The sequence below is a fragment of the Paenibacillus sp. FSL E2-8871 genome (assembly GCF_038000345.1).
Classification (GTDB): domain Bacteria; phylum Bacillota; class Bacilli; order Paenibacillales; family Paenibacillaceae; genus Paenibacillus_AQ.
This window is the reverse complement of record NZ_JBBOBV010000001.1, coordinates 2,842,775-2,866,383: the sequence shown is the minus strand read 5'-3', so window position 1 is coordinate 2,866,383 and position 23,609 is coordinate 2,842,775. Positions and strand designations below refer to the sequence as shown.

Below are 23,609 nucleotides of genomic sequence, written 5' to 3'. Positions count from 1 at the left end.
GAAGCTTTATTAAAATGATAATGGTTATATCGAGGGGCTCGTGGCAAGCTCGTGGTAACTAGGCTAGGTGAGAGCGATTAGGGAAAATATCCCTAAAAATAGCCAGAAAATTCCTGGATGCAATGTAATTAGGGAAATCCTCCCTAATAATCGGGCGAATTCTGAATTTACCTCCAAATCAGCAAATAATCAGGGAGGATTTCCCTGATTATCAGTATAATGAGCAAAAATCGCCAAATTTCAGGGAGGATTTCCCTAATTATTAATCAATATTTCTGATTTCTCAATAAGCTTTAATAAATCCAAACGATCTGTAGCTACCTACGGACCATATTGCGGTTATTCAGATGCGTGGTTCCTCAAATTTCCTTTTGCGGCAAACGAATTTGCACAGTGGTTCCTATTCCGAGCCTACTAAACACTGTAACGCCGTAATGCTCACCAAACCTCAGTTTTATCCGTCGATCTACGTTTGAAATCCCATAACCTCGCCCGGGTTTATCGTCAAGTAAAGTGTGAAGTGTCTCACGGCTCATCCCCATGCCATCATCAATTACAGATAGAATAATATCACTATTTTCGACTATGCCTTTGATATGAATATTTAGCGGGCTTTCCTGATTCCACACCGCATGAAGCACCGCATTTTCTACAAAAGGCTGCAAGGCTAGCTTGACTGTAGAGTAAGGTAAGATCGCTTCATCAATATTGTAGGTGATGTTCAGTTGTCCTTTGAATCGGATCAGTTGAATGGCATTGTAGCTTTGCGTCAGCTTCAATTCTTCATTAATAGTTAAGATGCTCTTTCCTTTATTCAGGGAGATGCGATAAAACTTGGCGAGATGAAGCACCAAATCCTGAATGCGAGTATCTTGATGTTTTAGGGCAAGAGACGAAATGGAGCCCAGTGTATTGTACAGAAAATGGGGGTTGATCTGGGCCTGAAGCAGGTCAAGCTCTGCCTCCTTGTTCTGTAGCTCCTTCTGATACACTTCGGTGATTAGACTCTTTAAGCGTGTAGTCATTTGCTTGAAGGCAAAATGAAGCTGGCCAATTTCATCATTACCTAAATATTCATCATTCGTAGGGTTGAAGTCACCACGTTCTAGCCGCCGGATCATTCGGATTAACATTCGGATACGCTTGCTAAACATCGATGCAGTAATATAAATCAACAATAATGCGACGACTATAAAGCCTAAAGAAATTTTGATGATGAGCTCTGACAGTGATTTCGCATCCTGAATGATACTGTCATAAGGGAATATAGAGACGGTTTTCCATCCATTTGTGAGCGTGTTATAGACGGCGAAAGCCTTTTCCCCTTTATAGGTAGTATCAAATCTGCCAGAAGGCAATTCATCAAAGTTCTGATCAAGCATTTCCGGCAGACTTGTATTTAATAATTGTTTGTCGGCGGCTGATAAAATAAGGCCCTTGTCATTAACAATAAAAATATCTTTGCCGCCTGCTTCTTTCTCCATTAAAGAATAGATCACCGATTCGGATATTTCGAAGACCAGAATACCGTAGGGATATTGGTTGCGATTATTGTTCAGTAACCTAGCCAGTGTAAACATTGCGGGATTATCTTGTGACTGTGGTGAGGACAGATGAATAATATTCCCATGAGACTGCATCAGCTGCTTGTACAGCTCTGTCTCTTTCACTTCGGGTGTAACTGGCTTGATATAATAATTATCCTTGGGCAGTGATGGATTGTCGGAATAAATGAAAACGCTACCAAAATCGGGATAGGCAGCCATTACCGTGTCTATACGATTGCCAATATATTGATAGACGTCTAGATAAGATGGATCATCTTGATATTCGCTCGTGAGGTAAGTGGCTAGCCTATTATCCAAGTAAATAGAAGCGGAAATATGCTCATAGCTGTCCAGTTTGTTCTCCAGGTTCTTGTTGATCTGGGCCGTTGAATTCATCATATTGATGTAGATTTGATCGGTCAGCTTTGATTTTGTAAGTTCGAATGAAAAATAGACAAAAAGCATCATTGGAAGAATGGTGACCAGAACGAACACGAGGAATAGCTTGGAGCGAAAGCTAAGGTCGATAAAAGGCATATAAATATACTTTTTGTAAAAATGACGCATCGTAGAAGTCCCTTCTTTACTGTGAATTCACGGAAAGCCAAGTTTATCATATCAGACTGAATATCGAAATCCAATGCTCGAATGTTCAGAAACTCCTTTAAAAAGCGCTATCATTCGGAGGATTGAAGTATAGAAAGGAGCCCTATACGGACTTAAGATAAATAGGAGAGAAGCTGAATCGAGATGTAGCAGGGCATGCTGCACTAAATAAAAAGGGAGGGTATTTGATGCATAAAGCAAGCGCTATCAAAACAGTCAGGGGCAATAATTTTTGGTACAGATTAAAAGAGCAGAAATGGTTATTTTTGCTAATGCTCCCTGCCATAATTGCGACATTGCTATTTTCCTATGGACCTATGTTTGGTATGTATATGGCATTTACAAACTATCAACCGGGTGGAGGAACATTTTTTCAACAATTTTTCCATGCTGACTTTGTTGGCTTTAAGTGGTTTGAATATTTCTTTACCACAGGAGACTTCTACCGTGTAATGCGTAATACGCTTGCGACAAGCCTCTTGACCTTGTTATTCGGGTTTCCTGCGCCGATCATACTCGCGCTTGTGCTGAATGAAGCAAAACAGGGATTTTTCAAACGCTTTACGCAGACGGTTTCTTATCTACCGCATTTTATCTCATGGGTTATCGCCGCTAACATTGTTATTACGCTGCTAGCTTCCGATGGGATGTTCAACAATCTTCTAGTAACGCTCGGGATTGTTAACGAACCGGTAGCTTTTCTACAAAACGGACCTTTATTCTGGTGGATTATCGCCTTATCTAATATGTGGAAAGAAATGGGTTTTAGCGCCATTATGTACCTAGCTGCAATATCCGCTATTAATCCAGAGCTTTACGAAGCCGCAAGAGTAGATGGAGCTAGCCGATTCAAGCAAATGTGGAATATTACGCTCCCTGCTTTACGTCCAACTATCGTGATATTGGCCATTCTTGCAGTCGGAGGTATTTTGAATGCCGGCTTTGAACAACAATATCTGTTGCAAAATAACACTGTACTTGAGTACTCGGAAGTTATCGATATTTATGCATACAAATACGGGTTACAAAACAGCATGTTCTCCTACGGGGCTGCCGTGGGGGTATTCAAATCCGTTATTGCCTTCATTCTTGTTGTAATCGTGAATCGAATTTCTAGAAAAGTGAACGACCAAGCGTTGTTCTAAATAACAAAATGGAGAGGAGCGCTTGAGATGTTTTTGAACAGATACGGAGATCATATCTTTAAGTGTTTTGTATATTTGATTCTCATCCTTGTGTTGCTAGTTACCTTCTTACCTTTTTGGAATATTCTCGTTCTTTCATTAAATGCTGCTGAGGATACTGTTCGTGGCGGCGTCTACTTTTGGCCAAGAGATATCACCTTTGATAGCTACAAACAAATTTTGAAAGATACCGAAATTATGAATGGGATATGGGTAACAGTTAAACGGACCGTAATTGGTGCACCACTGTCGGTTCTTGTGATTACGATGCTTGCTTATCCGCTAAGCCGGCGGAATTTGATGGGACGCAAGGGCTGGAACCTTTACTTCGTCTTTACGATGTATTTCGGAGGCGGTTTGATTCCTTATTACATGGTGCTTAAAGCCCTGAATATGATCGACACTTTCTCCGTTTTTATTCTGCCAGGCTTGATGAATGTCTTCTATATGATTATTGTCCGTACCTTTATGGAGGGATTACCTGGTGAGATTGAGGAGTCAGCGAAGGTAGATGGAGCGAACGACTTAATGATTTTCTTCCGGATTGTGCTGCCGTTAACAACACCAGTACTCGCGACAGTGGGCCTCTTTCAGGCAATATCGCATTGGAACTCGTGGTTTGACTCCTATGCATTTACTTACAGCTCAGACCTGAAGACCTTGCAAGCTGTCCTCGTCAAAATACTGAGTCAATTCCAGACCGGAGGTATGGTATCGCAATCGCAAATGCTGGCAAACTCCGCCAAGCGAAATGCTGTTTCAAGCGATACGATCCGGATGGCAGCGACGATGGTTGCAACATTGCCTATCGTTCTAGTATATCCGTTCCTGCAAAAGTATTTTGTTAAGGGTATGACTTTGGGAGCTGTTAAGAGTTAATATGATTAAATAACCGAACGCCAGCCGGAGAGGAGTTGTCCAGCTGGCGGCCCTGAAGGGGGGTGAGCGGACAGACTTGCTTGGTTGCTTGATAGACTTGTGACGTAACTTAATTAATGGGAGGAATTAGGGTGTCTATGATAAAGAAAAACAAATTGTTGAGCGTAAGTATAACTGCTGCATTATCTGCTTCACTATTAGCGGGCTGTGGCTCTAATGATGGAACAGACAATACAAACAAAGCGGCTGGAGACAATACAAAACAAGAGCCGATTACACTTACATGGTTTGATTCAAATACTAAGGGAGAGCCTTTTACTGATGCTGTCGCCCAAGAAATCACTAAAAAGACTGGCATTGAGATCTCTATTCAGCAGCCAACAGGAAATCCGACAGAGAAGCTAAGCTTGATGCTTGCCAGCGGTGACTATCCGGATGTGGTCGTGATGAGCCGTGGGGATGCTTCACTTGATAAATACATTACAAGCGGTGCCTTTATTCCACTCGATGAGCTGATTGAGAAGAATGGCCCTGATATCAAGGAAATGTATGGCGACACACTGACCAAGACTCGTTATAAAGATGGAAAGAACTATTACTTGGCTAACTGGTATGGACTAGATAGTGATCCAGTCTTCGGGATGCTGATGAGAAAAAATCTGCTTGCAGATCTGGCACCGGACAAAGCAGATGGCTCAACACCGCTTACAACAGATGAATTAGAAGCGATTTTGAAGGATTTTAAAGCGAAAAACAAAACGATTGATGGAAAAGAATCGATTCCAATGACCATGAACGGCGAGAATATGGGCGCCAACCTTGGAACATTCAAAGGCATGTGGGGTCTGAAAACTTACTATGATAACAATGGAACATTGCAATATGATGTTAAGGATCCAAAGTATCGTGAAATGTTGCTCTACGTAAATAAATTATACAGAGAAGGTCTGATTGAGAAGGAATTTGCGATTAGCAAAACGCAAACTTGGGTTCAAAAGCTGGCTACTGGCGCAGTATTCTCCACACCAGGCGCTTACTGGGATCCAGGTAACGGGAACGGAACTTTGAAGAAGGATGGCGGAGAAGATAATCAGCTCTTCCCATACAAGGTTGTTGCCCCTGGAGTAGACCCTGCCCAAACGACATTTGGACCAAGAAGCTCACTTGGATGGGATGCTATCGCTATTACTAAGAACAACAAGCACCCTGAAGAAACAATGAAGCTGTTCAATTTCTTGGCAAGTGATGAAGGACAGCATTTGCTGCTGTGGGGCCAAGAAGGCGTTCAATACACCATGGTGGATGGCAAGAGACAACCGGACCCTGCATTCTTGGATAGCTTCAAGGAAAACTGGGACGACACAGTCAAGAAGAGCGGTGTCCGCAAATGGTTGTGGTTTATCAAAAATGGTCTGGATGCAAATGAACAGCCTTACGATATGGCCGTTAAATATCAACGCAGTGAAGTAGATCAGATGGCAATCAAGAGTCTTGGGGATTCCGTATGGGATACAGCGGCATATGACAACTTGAGCCCTGATGGCGGAACACCTGAAGCACTGACTGCACAGAAGGTAAAAGATATTATGGATCAAAGCATTACGAGAGTAATCATTGCTCCTACTGAAGCCGAAGCCAACGCGACATTCGATAAGATGCTTGCGGAAATGAAAAAGGCTGGGGATGAGAAAGTAGAAGAAATCATTAACCAAAAGTACGCAGAGCGTATGGAGCTGTGGAATTCAAAATAATTATTGTAAGGGCTTCCTCTCTGCATTCAGGCAGAGGGGGAGCCTTTTTCTATGTTTTCAAATGTTAATTAAACTAGTCTATTAGCATGCGCATTTTTGCGGAAATCCAGCGGGGCCTGGTGATAGTACTTTTTGAATTGATGATAGAAATGGCTGACATTGTCAAAGCCGGACTCCAGAGCAATTTCGACCACACGTAGTTCTGTAGTAAGTAGCAGATTACGTGCCACGTTGAGCCTAAGTTGGTTGATATATTCTGTTGGTGTCTGGTTCAAGTACTGGCGAAAGGCCCGGTTGACATGACCGGCGCTTCTGCCCGATAACTCGTACAGGGCATGAAGGCCTTTGTTTAAGTTTTCTTTTAGATGCATCTTGGAAACGGCATGTTCGAGCCACAGTGGGAATTCTGGCTGCTCGATGGTTTCTGGAGAGAAAAAATGCTGGGTAAGTGTATCTACGAGTATTCCTTTCAGATAAATCCTGGACTTTACTTTGTCTAAGGTAGAAAGCATTCGGATGCGTTCGAAAGAACGAATGAAATCATCCATCTCCATTTGAGATAACATGGTGATTCTAGGGAGCGGAGTATGTAATAGCCCGTGCAGGAATCCTTCTTCATTCAGGTAACTAAAGGCATCATTAATGAGGCTTTTTCGGCAGGGAATGTTCAGAAAGCGGCAATCGTTATCCCCGTCAGCTTCATAGCGATGGGTATCATCGGGCCGGATGAAGACAAGGCAGCCAGATTGAAGAAGCTGGGCAGCCCCGTTGACGATATGCCGGCACCGGCCTTCAGTGAGTATGAAAAATTCATAAAAATCATGCGTATGTTCTGGGGATACCTGACTCAGAGATTCTACCCAGAAGGGATCAGCTAGCAATTCGGGGTTTATATGGCTTGCCTCAGTGTATTTGATCATGTTTTTCCTCCAGTGTTAGTGATGTTAAAATAGCACACTACTTTTGCGAACACAATAGAAGAAATGTATACATATTATTGTTAAAATTTTTATACAAGAAGTCAAAATAGCACATTTGTGGAGGCGAAAATATGCAACTTGTCAATCTAAACGGAAAATGGGAAATGAAACGGCTTCATGAACCGAAATGGCTGGAAGCCAACGTGCCAGGCTCTGTCTACCATGATTTGTTGAATGCAGGTGAAATGCCAGATCCGTTCTACCGCGAGCAGGAGTATGAGGTTCTGGAACTGTCCAATTACGATTACGAATATAAGCGTAGTTTTCAGCTGGAAGCAGGCGTACTAGAGCATGACCGAGTATTTCTGCTGTGTGAAGGGCTCGATACGCTTTGTGAGCTTTCCCTGAATGGAACTAATATTCTGAACAGTGACAATATGCACCGGACGTATGAAGTGGATATCAAGTCTGTATTGACGCCTGGTGATAATACTATCCACGCCATTTTTCGCTCCCCAGTAGAATTCACTCTACGGAAGCAAGCAGAATTGCCGCTCAGTGGATGTGCTGATGCGGTAGAGGGGATATCGCATCTGCGCAAAGCGCACTCCATGTTCGGCTGGGACTGGGGTCCAAAGTTACCCGATCTAGGAATCTGGCGTAGTCTCTCTATTCAGGGTTACAACAGTGCTCGCCTTGAAGATGTTTATATTACGCAATTCCATGAGAAGGATAAGGTCATGCTGGATGTTCGAGTTAGAACAGAGAGCTGGCAAGCGGCTGATCGAGAAATTGTGGTTAAAGTTCACACACCAGCGGGTCTGTGCATTGAGCATCGTGTGTCTGAAATGATTGGGACGGATCAACATATTGCACTGGAAATTATGGAGCCAGAGCTGTGGTGGCCGAATAATCTCGGTGCTCAGCCACTGTATAACGTAGAGGTTGTAATTGAGGAAAAGTCACAGGAGTTAGATCGTAGAGAATTTCGGATTGGACTTAGAACCATTACTGTGAAGCAGGAAGAAGATCAGTGGGGAGAATCGTTTGCTTTTGAAGTCAACGGTGTGCTTATTTTCTCTACAGGTGCCGACTATATTCTGGAAGACAATCTTCTACCTCGCGTGTCTAGGGATCGCACGGATCGCTTGCTCCAAAGCTGTGTCGCTGCCAATTTCAATACGATTCGCGTATGGGGTGGCGGGTATTACCCGGATGATTATTTCTATGATCTCTGCGATGAATATGGCCTCATTGTCTGGCAGGATCATCTGTATGCCTGCGGCATTTATGCTCTGACGGAAGCCTTCGAGGAGAATATCACTCACGAGACCATCGATAACATGAAACGTCTTCGCCATCATGCTTCGCTAGGCTTGTGGTGCGGCAACAACGAGCAGGAGCTGGCTTGGGACGAATGGGACTGGGAGAAGCATTACTCACTGCAGCTTAAGGCAGATTATATTAAGCAATATGAGGTGCTTCTACCGGCAATTGCTAAAGAAATTGATCCGAATACTTTCTATTGGCGTGCTTCACCCTCCTCCAAGGGTAGCTTTGACAAGCCAAATGACGAAAATTACGGAGATATGCATTACTGGGGGGTCTGGCATGGGAAGGAACCGTTTACCGATTATCGGAAGCTATATCCGCGCTATATGTCTGAATTCGGATTGCAGTCTTTTCCGGGCTTGAAGACCATCGAGTCGTTTACGCTGCCGGAGGATCGCAATATCTTCTCTTATGTCATGGAGTCCCATCAGAAGAACAATACCGGGAATGAGAAAATTCTCTACTATATCGGGGAGACTTACAAATATCCGAAAGATTTTGAGTCTGTTCTATATGCCTCGCAGTTGATCCAAGCAGAAGGGATGCGCTGCGGCGTTGAGCACTGGCGCAGACATAGAGGTCGCTGTATGGGTGCGTTGTATTGGCAGTTGAACGACTGCTGGCCGGTAGCTTCTTGGTCCAGTATCGACTATTATGGCCGGTGGAAGGCTATGCATTATGCGGCTAAACAATTCTTCGCGCCGATTCTTGTTTCTGCCCATGACGAAGGAACGAAGGTCTCCCTTCATGTCTCTAACGAAAGCAGAGAACAAGTTATTGGTGAACTGAGTTGGAGACTGCTCACTCGGGCATCGGAGGTCTTGCTGGAAGGCATAAAGCCAGTGGAGATTGCCGCGTTAAGTACTGCTGAGTTCGAACAGCTTGATTTCGGCCGCATCCTGGATTCGAAACAGAAGAAACGTGAGACTTATCTGGAATATTCTTTTGAGGTAGAGGGCGAGACAAAGAGTGGCGGAACGGTCCTGTTTGTTAAGCCGAAGCATTTTAGCTTCGTTGACCCTGAGCTTGAAGCCATACTTACAGAGGAAGAAGAACAATTCGTCATTACTGTGAAGGCTACGGCGTATGCTCGTTTTGTCGGCCTAGACTTCAAGGAAAGAGATGCTATCTTCAGCGACAACTATTTTGATATGTCGGGTGGTACAACTAGGACCATTACCATCGCTAAAAAAGATCTCGACCAGCCAGCTACGGCGGAAGAACTTCGTGCACAGCTTACTGTACGCTCCGTATTTGATATTTAATTAGGAAGATTCACAGGAAGTAGGCCCTTATCTTGGGGCCTCTTTTTTTATGTATTTTTTTTACTATAGCCGCTAATAATCATTTATTGTTCTGCAAAGCTTAATAACATGAAATTGAATTTTTTATAGATCAATATTTTACTACTTAAGGTATAGATATTAAGATTGTATCCCCTTCCAATTATCTTTAAAATAGACTTCAAACAACAAGATAAATTAAGTCAGTTATATTACAACAAGATCTGATAAGAAGAGTAGGAGGATATTATGAGCATTTATTATGATGACAGCCGCAAGGTGTTTCATTTACAGTCTGAGCAGTCCAGCTACGTTATTGAAGTCGTTAGAGGTGAGCTTCCAGCGCATGTCTATTGGGGTCCTAAATTAGAAGGAATAGTGCAACCGCTGAATTTGGTGGAACGTTGCTCTTTTAGCCCGACCTACACAATGGAGGACAAGAGAATCTCCCTCGACACTATTCCAAGTGAATTTCCGTCTTATGGGAATGGTGATTTCCGGGAACCAGCACTTGAGGTTCATTTGGTAGATGGTACGACCGTTACGGATTTCCTTTATAAGAGCTATAAGATCAATAAAGGGAAGCCTGAGTTAAAGGGATTGCCTTCCACTTATGTTGAAAGTGAAGAAGAAGCAGAGACACTGGAACTTTTTCTTCAAGATGACAAAAGTGGACTGATTGCTGTATTAAGCTACACCGTGTTTAATAATCAGGATGTGATCACACGTTCTGTACGGATTGAGAATCAAGGTAAGGACAATGTGGTGCTGAAGCGTGTGTTAAGCGCAAATGTTGACTTCCATGATTCCGATTATGACATGCTGCAATTATCCGGTACTTGGACGAGAGAACGCCATATCTATAAAAGACCGCTTGTACCTGGTATCCACCGAATTGACAGTAAGCGCGGCGCGAGTAGCTCCACGCAGAATCCTTTTATGGCTTTGCTTGCAAAAGATGCAACAGAGGACCACGGTGAAGTATACGGGTTCAGCCTTGTGTACAGCGGAAGCTTTCTTGCGCAAGCAGAAGTGGATCCATACGGTATTTCCAGAGTGGGGATCGGCATTCAACCGTTTAATTTTCAATGGCTGCTTGAACCTGGGGAATCCTTCCAGGCTCCTGAAGCTGTGCTGGTAAGATCCAGTCAAGGGCTTGGGGGATTATCAAGGACTTATCACCGCCTATATCGGACCCGGTTATGCAGAGGCGAATTCCGTGATCGTAAGCGCCCTATTCTCATCAACAACTGGGAAGCTACCTATTTTAATTTTAATGCAGATAAAATCAAAGAAATCGCTCAAGCAGGCAAAGATCTCGGACTTGAACTGTTTGTCTTAGATGACGGCTGGTTTGGGAAACGAGACAATGATGATAGCTCCCTCGGAGATTGGGTAGAGGATCGCCGCAAGCTTCCTGAAGGTCTTGGAAAACTTGGAGAAGATATTACGGCAATGGGCATGGAATTCGGATTATGGTTCGAACCGGAAATGGTATCGCCAGAAAGTGATCTTTATCGTGAACATCCAGATTGGTGTCTTCATGTGCCAGGTCACAAAAGAACGTTAGCTCGCCAGCAGCTTGTTCTGGATTTATCCCGTAAGGATGTATGTGATTATATTGTGGAATCGGTTAGCTCCGTGCTGTCATCGGCTCCGATTACTTATGTGAAATGGGATATGAACCGGAATATGACAGAGATTGGATCTGCTCTTCTGCCAGCGGAACGTCAACGCGAAACGGCTCACCGCTATATTCTTGGACTTTATGATGTGCTGGAGCGTATCGTCACCCGTTTCCCTCATATTTTGTTCGAAAGCTGCTCCGGCGGCGGCGGACGATATGATCCGGGAATGCTGTACTATATGCCACAGACCTGGACCAGTGATGATTCGGACGCGATTGAAAGATTGAAGATCCAATATGGAACAAGCATGGTGTATCCTGCAAGCTCTATGTGTGCTCACGTATCGGCTGTTCCTAACCATCAGGTGCACCGTATCACACCACTCGAAACACGCGGTCATGTTGCGATGTCTGGTAACTTTGGCTACGAACTAGATATGACCAAGCTAACTGATGATGAGCGGGAGGATATCCGGAAACAGGTTTCTGAGTACAAGGAACTGAGAATGCTGATTCAGTTCGGTGATTTCTATCGACTGCTTAGTCCATTTGAGGGGAATCAGACTGCGTGGATGTTTGTTTCGGATGATAAAAAAGAAGCTTTTGCCACGTACTTCAGAGTTCTGGCCGAGCCTAATGCACCTCTCCGTAGATTGCGGTTGAAAGGACTCGACCCAGCTAAGAACTACAAACTTGAGCTTAACGGTGAAGTGTACAGAGGGGATGAGCTGATGCACTTCGGACTCTCACTTCCACAGCTTGAGGGCGATTTCAAAAGCTTATTATTTGTACTCAAAGAGGTTTAATAAGAAAAGGAGTAAGCCACTGGCTTGCTCCTTTGTTATATGGATCAATTTTCGAAAAATACATGTTTGGTTTGGAACGCTAGATCCTGTTCGCGGTAAGTCGAAGGATTGACCCCAAAATAGGATCGAAAAACCTTTCCGAAGTAGCTGGCATTATCAAATCCGCTCTCCGTCGCAATCTGGTTGATACTCAAATCTGTTGTTTTAAGCTTGGAAGCTGCCAACTCGATCCGCCGTCTTTTTAAATATTCAAAGGGTGAAAGATTGATGTTTTTTTGAAACAGTCTGCAAAGATGATGTTTGGAAACACCAACATGAGCGGCAACATCGTCTAAGCTTAGATTATTATTATGCAGATCATCCTTCATGAATTGAATAGCGGCGTGAAGCTTGTCATTTTTTATATAGGTGGTTAACAAATTTGGTTTCTTGAGGTATTTCTCCATGGACAAGATCCACTGAAAGACTTTTCCCGTTAAAAGATGCAAATCCCTTTCTTCATGAACCTGAATGTCCTTGAATGTACTCCACAATAAATCTATCGAAACCGATTCTTGGGGGAGTTCTACAATTGGACCGCAATGAGCAGCGAGTTGGTTCCAAAGTGAAATCGCTAAAGGCCCCCGTAGATTGAGCCATAAAACTTCCCAAGGCTCTGTGCCTTCTTCCGGATAATAGTACCTGTGTATGCTGGGGACAGTCACTAGAAAAGCTTTGCCCTTCGTTAACCGATGAACAACCCCATCGATTTCAATTCTACCCTCTCCCGATAATGTGTACTGAAAAATAACACAACTTCTCTCCGTCCGGTTCTGGCCGTTGAAGGAGTAGGCAGGTGAATCGAGTTGTTCCCAACCGATAGAATCAAACAGAAGCATGGAAGCTTCTTCTTCCGAGCGGAAGGTGTAGGAGGAACGGAACATTAGCAAAATTCCTTTCTAGAAAAAGCTTTTGAGTACAGATCAATAATTTACTACTGTTGTTTACTCTATCAAAGTGTAAACTTTTTTCGTTGTCTGTTCAATCTCTGTTGAATACGCAGGTCTGGATGCTCATTTTTTATAGCACATGGATGCACTCTAATGAACTGTGATCTCGTTCGGTCTGGATTAGATTATTCTCAGCTTTAAAAAATCAGATCCGGTATGGTGGGGGAAATTACCTCACCTTTTTTGTTGCTTAAAATTCCCGATTACGCATATAATACAAACAAGTGTTCTTATTTTTATGGAGGCGATCGCATGCAAATCAGCATCGGCCAAATAATTGAAATTATATATCAGGATAAGGCGAGAAATATCAGCCAGCGGAAAATTGAAATACACAGTATCCGTGACGGACGCATACGAGCAAGTTGTCTGACTACAGGAACGCCTCGCATGTTCTTGGCAGCAAATATTCTTTCATGGCAGCCCGTGCAGGAACAACGTCATGCCTAAGAATCGCGTCATTCTACTGTCTGATTGCCAGGCATTTTACGCCTCTGTGGAGAAAGCTGCCCACCCTGAATATCGAGATAAACCTGTTGCAGTGGGGGATCCAACAAGAATGAACGGTATTGTGTTGGCGGCCTGCCCGCTTGCAAAAGCGAAGGGGGTAACAACGGCTTCGCGTGTAGGTGAAGCTTTAGCAAAATGCCCAGAGCTAATCGTAATAAGGCCACGCATGGGGACTTACATTAAAGTATCACTCTTAATATCAGAGATTTACCGAACATATACCGATCTGGTAGAACCCTACAGTATCGATGAGCAGTTTCTTGATGTCACAGGATCTCTTGCATATTTCGGAGGATCGCTGCAGGATATGATTCATAAAATTCAGCATCATGTTTTACTTTCGACGGGAGTCTGGACTCGGGTAGGTATTGGATCTACTAAGGTTATGGCAAAGATGGCGACAGATAACTACGCCAAAAAGATGAAGGATGGAATTTACGAACTGACTTTTGATCAATTAGAGACGACCCTTTGGAAACTTCCCGTGCAGGATATGTTTATGGTAGCGGCTAGAATGACCAAGAATTTTTGGCGTATGGGTATATCCACAATTGGAGATATTGCGCGAATGGAACTGTCAGAATTTAAGCGACGAATGCGAACTACCATGGGGAAGCAAAGTGATATTCAAGCGGAATATTATTGGCAAACTGCGCGCGGGCTAGATCCTAGTCCAGTGGTCACAGGAATGCGTCATCAAATCAAATCAGTGGGACATGGCAAGGCTTTGCGCTGGAATTTATACACCAGGCATACGGATATTGAGGTTGTGCTGCTTGAGCTCGTCATTGAAGTATGCCAGCGAGCCCGGCGGTATGGTTATATGGGATCGGTAGTATCTATTTCAGTTTTAGAGACGGACGGAGAGCGTTCAAACGCTTACGAGCGTCAGATGACATTGCCCGAACCCACATCACTAACACACGAAGTAGCTGCTGCTGCGCAAAAATTATTTGCAGACAACTGGTCGGGCCTTCCCATAGGTCGATTAGCGATTTCCTTGACTAACCTATCAGATGATAGCGTCATCCAACTTACACTCTTTGATGACAGGGTTCGGGCTTACAACAAAGAACGTGCAATCGATCAAATAAAAGCTCGTTATGGCAGTAAAGCTCTAATCAGAGCTTCATCTATGCTTGAATCCGGTGTTGCCTTAGAAAGAGCTGAACAGATTGGAGGTCACTATAAATGAGTAAACTTGAGGGTAATGAACGCTGGAAAACGAAAATGATCATGACCGAGCATGTTGAGCAGTACGAGGAACAGCAGCGTGAGAACCCAGATAAAATGATAACTGTGGAGGAACGTACGATGGTTCGAGACCTCATTTTGCTTCCTTATATAGATACTATGGTTAGCAAGAGCCTGAAAGAGATCGAGCCCTCCAGCAACATTCTTAAACGTGCCTATCTGATGGCTGGTCAAGCCATTCAACGCCGGATCATGCAGGATACTTATCGGCTGCAAAAAGAGCTGAAACAGCGGAATATCAGGGTGCTGGCAGATGAACAGGAGGAATTCTTGGTGTATTACAAAATCTTTTGCCGAGGATATCAGGAACGCTTTGGATTAACTCGAGATGTTATGCGTACAGAGATAAGCTTAAGGTTGACTAAATACACAGCTGAACTCGGAGCAATATTAAAAGATCATTTGAAATAAAACAAGGCTTTGTCAGTAATTATACTGGCGTGGTCTTGTTTTATGTGAACCAGAAATTAATCCCGGAGACCTTCTACTGATGGAATAATCGCCCAGGGATATGATAAGCTCATGTAGAGTTATCATATCCCTAAACAGAGGAGGGAAATCTATGAGCCGTTTGATCACAGGGAACACTTATTATGGATTTCAGGTTGTTAATGAGGAATTTATCCCGGAGAACGAATCCAACGTATTCACGCTGGAACATCTGAAGAGCGGCGCCAGGCTGCTGTTCGTGCAGAATCAGGATGACAACAAGGTATTCAGCGTAAGCTTCAGGACCCCGCCTGAGGATAGTACGGGGGTCTTTCATATTTTGGAGCATTCCGTATTATGTGGTTCGGAGAAATATCCGGTCAAGGAACCTTTTGTAGAATTACTGAAAGGCTCGATGCAGACGTTCCTGAACGCATTTACGTTTGGGGATAAGACGATGTATCCAGTAGCGAGCCGGAACGATCAGGACTTCTCTAATTTGGTGGAGGTTTATCTGGATAGTGTTTTTCAACCGAATATTTATAAGCAACAAGAAATTTTTGAGCAAGAGGGCTGGCACTACGAGCTTCAGCATCCCGAAGATGAGTTAATCTATAAAGGCGTGGTTTACAACGAGATGAAGGGTTCATACTCCTCGCCGACTACGGTATTGATGGATAGAATCAAAAAGTCATTGTATCCGGACACGATTTACCGTCATTCTTCAGGTGGAGATCCACAGGAAATTCCTGCGCTAACCTATGAGCAGTTTCTCAAGGCGCACAGCAACTATTATCATCCGTCTAACAGTTATTTTTATCTCTACGGAGACGTTAATATTGAAGAGAAGCTGCAATTTATAGACCAGGAATATCTTGGTTCTTATGAACGAAATAGCTTCGATACTTCCATTGCCCTACAACAGCCCATTGGAATGACGGAGCTGGTAGGGGATTATCCGATTCTGGAAGCAGAAACAGCCACTGATAAGACTTATTTGAGTCTGAATTATGTGATTGGAACTTCTACAGATCGGGAACTGAACCTTGCTTTTGATATTTTAAAAAGCATGCTGATGGACAGCAACGCAGCTCCGCTCAAGCAAGCCTTGCTCGAAAGTGGACTTGGCAAAGACGCGTTTGCTTTTTATTCCGACAGTATGGTTCAACCGCTGCTAGGTATTACGCTGACGCATTCCAATGCCTCCTCCAAAGATGCCTTTGTGGAGCTGGTGAAGACTACATTAAAGCGTTTGGTCCAGGACGGACTAGATGAGAAGCTGGTGCTGGCAGCGGTCAACAGTAAGGAATTTGAGCTGCGGGAAGCGGACTTTAACCAGTATCCGAAGGGTCTTACTTACAATATCGAAGTGATGAAATCCTGGCTCTATGACGGTCAGCCGACTACTCACATGCGCTATGAAGAGGTGCTCACGGCCATTCGGGAAAAGCTTGCGGACCGTTATTTTGAGAAGCTGATTGAGGACTATTTGCTGAACAGTGATCATTGCAGTGTGGTGGTACTGAACCCGTCCAAGACGATCGCAGCGGAAAAGGAAGCATCCACTCAGCATCAATTGAGTGAATACAAAGCGTCACTGCAACCAGATCAGTTGGAGCAGCTTGTTCAGAGTACACAGCATCTTCTGGCGCGGCAGAGTCGTGCGGATGCAGCCGAAGATTTACAGAAGCTACCGAGCTTGTCTTTACAGGATATTAACCGCAGCGTAGAACCTCAGGTGCCGACCCATGAACAAATCAATGAGGGAATAAAAGTGATCCACCATGAGGTAGCTACCCATAAGATTACCTACTGCAAGCTTTATTGGGATACGGGTGTTATAGCCCCTGAAAAGATTCCTTATTTGGTGCTATTGGCAGAGGTATTGGGCCAAATGGAGACTGCGTCCTACAGCATCGAAGAGCTCACCAGTGAAATCGGGATCAAAACCGGGGGCATATATTTCAGGAATGAGCTCTATGGCGCTGCAAAAGCTACGGGGGCGAGCTATCAGCCTAAATTCTCTGCGCTGGTGAAGGTGATGGCGGGGCATATTGGTGAATCACTGGACCTGCTGCGAGAGATACTCTACACAAGTGCGCTCGACAATCTGACCAAGCTGCAGGAAATCGTCCGCCGGGAAGCCTCGCAGATGGAATCGATTCTGAATCAAAGAGGGAATGAGATTGCGGCCAGCCGTCTGATGTCCTATTTCTCGGACATGGGAGCGTATCAGGAACAACAGGGCGGCGTTACTTATTATCGCTTTATCCGCGAGCTTGCCGAGACGTTCGATCAGCAGGGAGCTCAGGTGGCAGACACACTGAAGGACATCTGTGGGGATTTGTTCAATAAAAACAACTTGGTCATCAGCGTGACTGGTACGCCTGATTTGTATGAAGAATTCATAGCTAATGCAGCGAAGCTGGGTATCCAGGATCGGCCAGTAGTAAATAAGCCTAAGATTACGGCACAGGGACATGCGGACAATGAAGGATTCATGTCTTCCAGCCAGGTACAATATGTGGTTAAGGGATACGACTTCACTAAGCTAGGATTCACATATTCAGGCAAAATGCAGGTGCTCAAGAAAATCATGAGCCTTACCTATCTGTGGAATGCCGTACGTGTGAAGGGCGGTGCGTATGGCGGAAACCTGGTTCTGCGCAGAGATGGGATAATGATGTTCACCTCCTACCGTGATCCGAATTTGCAGGAGACGCTGGAGGTTTATGATCAGGCTTATCGATTTGTTGAGGGGTATGAAGCAGATCCCGATGAGATGACCAAAGCGATCATTGGCACCTTATCTATGCTGGATCAGCCTCTTAGTCCCAGCGCACAGGGACGGCGGGCGGACCGACATTATTTTGAACAGGTGACGGAGGCCGAACTGCAGCGAGAGCGGGATGAAATCTTGTCGACAACACCAGAAGATATCAGACAGTACACCGATTTACTTAAGGCTGTGACGGAACAAAATTATTTCACGGTGGTCGGCAATGCTTCAAAGCTGAAATCGACAAAAGCATTATTCGGAAGTTTAGAGGAACTTGTGAAGTAACAAGAAAACAGGATTCTGAAGAAGGACATCCATGTATTACGCTTTCCGTTCATTGAACGGGAGGCGTTTTTGTTTTGGATAAGTTGGAATCCGTCTTTGACCAACCTGCACCGTTGACGTCCCCCTAAAGGGCGTTTATAGTACAATGAGGTTTAAACAGAATTTTTGACCCTTGAATTTATTCAAAGGTTGGAGGAGCCAGATCATGAAAAGACCCAGCTCACTGAGAAGTAAAATTAATGTTTATTTTATTACGATGCTAGTCGTTATTTTGGGTATTTTCAGTTTAGCCATCACCCAATATTTCAAAGAAACTTTTCGTGAGAATGCGGTTAGTACTGGAGAACAACTCGTCGGGCAATCCATATCGACTATGGATACATACTTCAGCCACCTCAAGAAGATCATCCAAGTCTTAGGTAGTAATGAAAATATCTTAAAGGCTGTTGAATATCGCAACTCCGTGGACGAGATCAACTACAAATATGAGCTAGCTAACAAGTGGACTGTTGAATATGCGATGCAAAATGCAATCGGTTACAATTATGATATTAAAGACATTATAATTATCGGCAAAGAGGGCACCGCTTTATATCATTCTGGAGGCTCTATCAAAAGTGATTATAACTTTTGGGAGCAAGATTGGTTTCCTTCAAAGCAGGATGACTATGCCATCGTAAAATTCACAGGCTTACACGCACAAGATTATTATTTTAATAAAACAGATGAGCAAACGATCTCCATGTTCATCCCAGTTAAAGACTACCGAAATGTACATAAAGACTATAACGCGACATTAGTGTTTAACTTTTATGTGGATAAGATGTTTTACTCTGGAGATTTATCTTTTTCACATGCGATCATGATCGTTGACTCCCAAGGTAATATCGTCTGGAACACCTCGAATAACTTGAATGGAGAGCAGATGTTGCAAATGAAGCAGCAGCTTATCGGTGATAAAGGTAGCTTTATTGTCGATCAGACGGACTCAGATACATCTCCATATTCAGTGGTGTATGATACTTCGCAGATCACTGGCTGGAAAAATATTGGTCTCAAATCGCTGGATGAAGTAGATCGTCACATTCATGTATTGATCATGTTCTCTTTCTACTCCGTATTAGCTACCATCGCTGCCGTACTAATATCATCCATGATCATTTCAAAAAGTATTACGAAACCGATTACAAAGTTAGCTCAGAAATTCAAAAGGATTCCATTGGAAAGCTTAGAAGTAGATTTATACGATGACAGTACTAAGGAAATTCTTATTTTATCTGCCACAGCGGACAAAATGATTAACAAAATTAAAGATCTAAATCATGAGGTTTTGTTTGAACAGGCTAGTGCGAAAGATGCCCAAGTACGGGCACTCCAGCATCAAATCAATCCGCATTTTTTAAATAATACATTGCAAATTATTAAAGCATTAGCATTAAGTAATGATTCACAAGCTATATCTGAAATTTCAACGATTCTAGGTAAAATGTTGACTTACTCCATATACCAGCCTTATGAAATGGTAGAACTGATGAAAGAAATTCATCACGCAGAGAACTTTCTTAAGATTCAAATGTACAGGTATCCCAATATGTTTGATTACGAGGTAGTTTTTCCAGAAGATTTATCAAGCGTGAAAGTTCCTAAGTTGATCCTACAGCCCATTGTAGAAAATGCAATTCAACATGGGATATTAAAGAAAGGTCACGGTTATTTAGTAATCTCAATTCAAGAAGAAGATGAGCATATCCTTATTTCTGTAATCGATAATGGCGGGTGTATGTCAACGGAGGAACAAGAGCAGATAGAATATGAACTTAAAAACAATCAGGTAGGAAGCAAATCAAGTAGTATCGGTCTTGCGAATATTCATGAGAGGGTTAAGATCTCATACGGTGGAAATTGCGGCATCCGTATAAACTCGGAATATGGTAAACAGACCACAATATCTATTGTTATTCAGAAATAACAATACTACCGGATAAAGAAGGGGAGACAGCTATGATCAGCGCATTAATTGTAGATGATGAGCTTTTGACGGTGCGTATGTTGGAGAATACAATTGACTGGAAGTTTTATGGTATTCAAGTTATTGCAACTGCGCAATCTGGGGAACAAGCTTTAGCTCTGTATCGTAATTACCAAGCCGAGTTGATCATTACCGATATTAACATGCCCGGTATGAATGGGATTGAGTTCATTAAACAAGTCAGAGAAATAAACAAAGAGACTAGGATTATTCTGCTAAGTGGGTTTGGAGAGTTTCAGTATGCGAAGCAAGCATTGAAATATGGAGCGTCTGCCTATATTTTAAAACCATTTGATGAGCTGGAATTAGATATGGCTTTAAAGGAAGTTGTAAATGAAATTTCTTCTAACAAAAAAACACAGAAGATGATTCAGCAAAATAAGCATATTTCTCAAAGCAGAATGATAAAAGGATTTATGAAAAAAACGGTCGCAGAGAGATCTCTTCAAGGGATGGCCAGTGAGCTTAATTTTAGTTTTGATAATTATGTCTTGTTCAGTATGAATATAGAGAATGAAACGATTAATGAATTTATGGACATCAGTAACATACTTCTTTCTAAGAGTAGTTATATTCAGGAGATTTTATCAAGTGTTTTAAGCGGATATGGTGAACTCATAATTTTGGAATATGAAGAGGACGGGTGGTATATTTTAATTTCTCAAATTCACTTAGACCAGGCCCCGCAATGTGCACAAGAAATGATACATTCATTCATGGAAACGTTCGCAATAAAGTCTAACGTATGTTTTAGCAGTTGTTATCATGCACTTAAAGAACTCCCGCTAGCTTACGATGAAGTAGAGAAATTGAAACGCCTAAGTCAATATACAAATAACGGTGCAATTCTGGGTCACGGATACAATTATAAGACTACTGCGTTCGATAAATTGCAGATGATTGAAGATGAGAAGACGATTGTCTCTTATATTTTGAGTGGCAAAATTGTCCCGGCTCGTGAAAAGTTGATTGAAATCTTACAACATACTATTCATATCAACCCTTCTTCTCTGGATGATGTGTATGATTTTTGTTTTAACACCCTTACTGAAATTAGGAAATATCTTTTAGAGGGGAAATATATTTCTTCGATCTCTAATGTAATCATGAACGTGAACTATCAAGACTTACTCAAGCTATCGACCATCGATCAACTTACAAACTTTATGACGAAAATGATCAATAGCATTACTACCCTTGAAAATAAAGGGAACTCCAGTGTCAATCAGTCTGTGGAGAAGTGTATTCAATATCTGGAAGAGCATTATAGCGAGAATGTTTCTTTGGAAGAAGTATGTGAACATGTAGCGATGAGCAAAAACTATTTTTGCTATTTATTCAAACGTGAAACGGGAAAGAGTATGTGGGTCTCATTGACTGAGATAAGAATGGATAAGGCTAGGTATATGTTAGAGCATACCGATATGAAAAGTTACGAGATTTCTTATAATATCGGCTATGATAATCCAAGTTACTTTTCTAAACTCTTCAAAAAGATGCATGGTATGACACCTAATGAATACAAGAATAAACACATAACAAAGTGATATAAAACGATAATATATTTCGTGTTGGAGTTGTTAGCTCGATGATACAATGACGAGATCATAGAACTCTGAGGGAGTGATCTTGTTGAATATTTCATTTGAATTGTTAGAGAGCGAGCATTGGTATGGCGGGTATTCACATCATGGGTGGGCCCAGCCTTTTGGAGGGAACTCTGAAATAGAATTGGATCTGACCATCAATAACACCGTAAACCAAGCGATGCCATTTTTCGTTTCGACGAAGGGAAGATATATTTGGTGTGCAGACGGGTTCCATATTCAATTTAAAAAAGACAGCATATCGATCGATTATTTTAAGAGTGAGCCCATATTGAATGCACAGTTTAATACTCTTAAAGAGGCATATAACGATGCACGCGCCAAGCACTTTCCTGTCCAAAAGGGATCTATTGGGATGAATCTATTTACAGCGCCACAGTATAACACTTGGATTGAACTGACCTTTAATCAAAATCAGATGGATGTAATGAAATATGCAGCGGATATCACAGGACATGGTTTACCAAGCGGTGTTCTGATGATTGATGACGGTTGGAGTGATTATTATGGGAAGTGGTCATTTAACAAAGAGAAATTCCCTGACGCCAAACAAATGATCGAGGACCTACATCAACAAGGCTTTAAGGTAATGTTATGGATATGCCCTTTTATAACGCCAGATACGACGGAATTCAGGTTTCTAAGAGATCACAACATGCTTATTCAAACGAACGATAAGGAACCTTTTATCACCAAATGGTGGAATGGATATTCGGCGATATTAGATATGTCTAATCCGAATACGATCAAATGGCTAGACCAGCAGCTTGGTGTACTAATGAAAGAATTTGGGGTAGACGGATTCAAATTTGATGCTGGTGATAGTGTGTATTATTGTGATGACATGATTACTAATAGACCAACGGATCAGAATACGCAATCTCGTTTATGGGCGGAGTATGGAAGTAAATACGAATATAATGAGTTTCGGGTGACGTGGAAAGCGGCAGGCTTACCTCTTATGCAGAGACTAGCCGATAAAAATCATAGCTGGGACGAGCATGGAATACAATCGCTAATTCCTAACACACTTGTACAAGGAATAACAGGTCATCCGTTTGTATGTACCGATATGATTGGCGGGGGGGAATATTTGAACTTCCATCAGAACCGTCAGCACTTGGATGAGGAATTGTTTGTTCGCCATGCAGAGATTGCTTGTCTGCTTCCCACGATGCAATTTTCTGCTGCTCCATGGAGAGTACTCAGTCCGGAGAACTTTGATCTTATTAAGAAAAGTGTTCAGCTTCGAAATGAATATCTCCCGCTGATCCTTCAACTGGTGGAGAATGCCCGTCTTACAGGTGAACCGATCGCCAGATTCATGGATTACGTCTTTCCTAATCAAGGTTTGGAGAACATCAATGATCAATTTATGTTGGGTAATCAAATATTAGTCGCACCTATACTTCTAAAAGATGCTACCGATCGATGGGTAAGGTTGCCTAAGGGAATCTGGAAAGATCGATACGGTCATATATTGGAAGGTGGAGTCACTGCTGTTTTGTCCCCAACAGAGGGTGAACCCATCGTATTGGAACTTCAATCATAAGCTACTGATTCCTAACGCCTACGACATAGCCAGTGATTTTTTGCCGGCATTGTGTGGGCGTTTTTTTATGGAAATGATGATCGGAATATAGTGTTAGAATATATTTGCATTTGTTTGCTCCATCGTAATCTGCGTTAACATTCGGCCTCCACGGTCGCTAAAAACCATAATAATGTATTAAAAGATCATGAATATTATTGATTCATTACCCCTTTAGGAAGCGCTATCATTGAGAGGTAA

The 23,609-nt window shown here is 42.7% G+C and carries 15 protein-coding genes; 12 read left to right on the top strand and 3 right to left on the bottom strand.

Features of this window, described 5'->3' with window-relative positions:
* Positions 1–359 precede the first annotated feature (359 nt).
* Positions 360–2,114, bottom strand: a complete 1,755-nt coding sequence (locus NYE25_RS13140) for a cache domain-containing sensor histidine kinase (RefSeq protein WP_341146081.1) — start codon at positions 2,112–2,114, stop codon at positions 360–362.
* A gap of 227 nt (positions 2,115–2,341) precedes the next feature.
* Between NYE25_RS13140 and NYE25_RS13135 the strand changes: the two genes are divergently transcribed.
* The 3 genes from NYE25_RS13135 to NYE25_RS13125 all read left to right on the top strand — a co-directional run bounded on the left by NYE25_RS13135 (position 2,342) and on the right by NYE25_RS13125 (position 5,967).
* Entirely contained in the window at positions 2,342–3,298 is a 957-nt protein-coding gene (locus tag NYE25_RS13135) for an ABC transporter permease (RefSeq protein WP_042190740.1), read from the top strand.
* A gap of 27 nt (positions 3,299–3,325) precedes the next feature.
* Entirely contained in the window at positions 3,326–4,216 is an 891-nt protein-coding gene (locus NYE25_RS13130) for a carbohydrate ABC transporter permease (RefSeq protein WP_042190738.1), read from the top strand.
* A 137-nt stretch (positions 4,217–4,353) separates the two neighbouring features.
* Positions 4,354–5,967: an extracellular solute-binding protein gene (locus NYE25_RS13125; protein ID WP_179085782.1), complete on the top strand. Its 1,614-nt coding sequence runs from the start codon at positions 4,354–4,356 to the stop codon at positions 5,965–5,967.
* A gap of 68 nt (positions 5,968–6,035) precedes the next feature.
* On the opposite strand, the gene NYE25_RS13120 is transcribed toward NYE25_RS13125, so the two are convergent.
* Positions 6,036–6,887, bottom strand: coding sequence for a helix-turn-helix domain-containing protein (locus NYE25_RS13120; protein ID WP_341146080.1), 852 nt, complete (start codon positions 6,885–6,887; stop codon positions 6,036–6,038).
* 131 nt (positions 6,888–7,018) lie between these two features.
* Between NYE25_RS13120 and NYE25_RS13115 the strand changes: the two genes are divergently transcribed.
* Both NYE25_RS13115 and NYE25_RS13110 read left to right on the top strand, forming a co-directional pair.
* On the top strand, positions 7,019–9,484 hold the full coding sequence (locus NYE25_RS13115) for a beta-mannosidase (protein ID WP_076284711.1): 2,466 nt from the start codon (positions 7,019–7,021) through the stop codon (positions 9,482–9,484).
* Positions 9,485–9,751: 267 nt separating this feature from the next.
* Complete coding sequence (locus tag NYE25_RS13110; protein WP_341146079.1) at positions 9,752–11,935, top strand: alpha-galactosidase; 2,184 nt, start codon at positions 9,752–9,754, stop codon at positions 11,933–11,935.
* 44 nt (positions 11,936–11,979) lie between these two features.
* On the opposite strand, the gene NYE25_RS13105 is transcribed toward NYE25_RS13110, so the two are convergent.
* A complete protein-coding gene (locus tag NYE25_RS13105) occupies positions 11,980–12,858 on the bottom strand; it encodes a helix-turn-helix transcriptional regulator (RefSeq protein ID WP_042190729.1) in 879 nt (292 codons plus the stop codon).
* 318 nt (positions 12,859–13,176) lie between these two features.
* On the opposite strand from NYE25_RS13105, the gene NYE25_RS13100 reads away from it, so the two are divergent.
* From NYE25_RS13100 to NYE25_RS13070, 7 genes are all read left to right on the top strand, one after another.
* On the top strand, positions 13,177–13,374 hold the full coding sequence (locus NYE25_RS13100) for a hypothetical protein (RefSeq protein ID WP_042190727.1): 198 nt from the start codon (positions 13,177–13,179) through the stop codon (positions 13,372–13,374).
* On the top strand, positions 13,367–14,629 hold the full coding sequence (locus NYE25_RS13095) for a DNA polymerase IV (RefSeq protein WP_341146078.1): 1,263 nt from the start codon (positions 13,367–13,369) through the stop codon (positions 14,627–14,629). Before NYE25_RS13100 ends, NYE25_RS13095 begins: the two co-directional genes overlap by 8 nt.
* Positions 14,626–15,099, top strand: a complete 474-nt coding sequence (locus NYE25_RS13090; protein ID WP_339266457.1) for a hypothetical protein — start codon at positions 14,626–14,628, stop codon at positions 15,097–15,099. The genes NYE25_RS13095 and NYE25_RS13090 overlap by 4 nt, the downstream gene beginning before the upstream one ends.
* A 151-nt stretch (positions 15,100–15,250) precedes the next feature.
* Complete coding sequence (locus NYE25_RS13085) at positions 15,251–18,181, top strand: insulinase family protein (protein ID WP_341146077.1); 2,931 nt, start codon at positions 15,251–15,253, stop codon at positions 18,179–18,181.
* Positions 18,182–18,386: 205 nt separating this feature from the next.
* Positions 18,387–20,150 carry a sensor histidine kinase gene (locus NYE25_RS13080; RefSeq protein WP_341146076.1) on the top strand — a complete coding sequence of 588 codons (1,764 nt, stop codon included), beginning with the start codon at positions 18,387–18,389 and terminating at the stop codon, positions 20,148–20,150.
* A gap of 32 nt (positions 20,151–20,182) precedes the next feature.
* Positions 20,183–21,757, top strand: a complete 1,575-nt coding sequence (locus NYE25_RS13075) for a response regulator transcription factor (protein WP_341146075.1) — start codon at positions 20,183–20,185, stop codon at positions 21,755–21,757.
* Between the two features lie 85 nt (positions 21,758–21,842).
* Positions 21,843–23,369: a glycoside hydrolase family 31 protein gene (locus NYE25_RS13070; RefSeq protein ID WP_341146074.1), complete on the top strand. Its 1,527-nt coding sequence runs from the start codon at positions 21,843–21,845 to the stop codon at positions 23,367–23,369.
* Positions 23,370–23,609 lie beyond the last annotated feature (240 nt).

Coding starts and splice junctions, on each gene's coding strand:
- NYE25_RS13140 (WP_341146081.1), bottom strand. CDS start 2,114: ATGCGTCATTTTTACAAAAAGTATATTTATATGCCTTTTATCGACCTT.
- NYE25_RS13135 (WP_042190740.1), top strand. CDS start 2,342: ATGCATAAAGCAAGCGCTATCAAAACAGTCAGGGGCAATAATTTTTGG.
- NYE25_RS13130 (WP_042190738.1), top strand. CDS start 3,326: ATGTTTTTGAACAGATACGGAGATCATATCTTTAAGTGTTTTGTATAT.
- NYE25_RS13125 (WP_179085782.1), top strand. CDS start 4,354: ATGATAAAGAAAAACAAATTGTTGAGCGTAAGTATAACTGCTGCATTA.
- NYE25_RS13120 (WP_341146080.1), bottom strand. CDS start 6,887: ATGATCAAATACACTGAGGCAAGCCATATAAACCCCGAATTGCTAGCT.
- NYE25_RS13115 (WP_076284711.1), top strand. CDS start 7,019: ATGCAACTTGTCAATCTAAACGGAAAATGGGAAATGAAACGGCTTCAT.
- NYE25_RS13110 (WP_341146079.1), top strand. CDS start 9,752: ATGAGCATTTATTATGATGACAGCCGCAAGGTGTTTCATTTACAGTCT.
- NYE25_RS13105 (WP_042190729.1), bottom strand. CDS start 12,858: ATGTTCCGTTCCTCCTACACCTTCCGCTCGGAAGAAGAAGCTTCCATG.
- NYE25_RS13100 (WP_042190727.1), top strand. CDS start 13,177: ATGCAAATCAGCATCGGCCAAATAATTGAAATTATATATCAGGATAAG.
- NYE25_RS13095 (WP_341146078.1), top strand. CDS start 13,367: ATGCCTAAGAATCGCGTCATTCTACTGTCTGATTGCCAGGCATTTTAC.
- NYE25_RS13090 (WP_339266457.1), top strand. CDS start 14,626: ATGAGTAAACTTGAGGGTAATGAACGCTGGAAAACGAAAATGATCATG.
- NYE25_RS13085 (WP_341146077.1), top strand. CDS start 15,251: ATGAGCCGTTTGATCACAGGGAACACTTATTATGGATTTCAGGTTGTT.
- NYE25_RS13080 (WP_341146076.1), top strand. CDS start 18,387: ATGAAAAGACCCAGCTCACTGAGAAGTAAAATTAATGTTTATTTTATT.
- NYE25_RS13075 (WP_341146075.1), top strand. CDS start 20,183: ATGATCAGCGCATTAATTGTAGATGATGAGCTTTTGACGGTGCGTATG.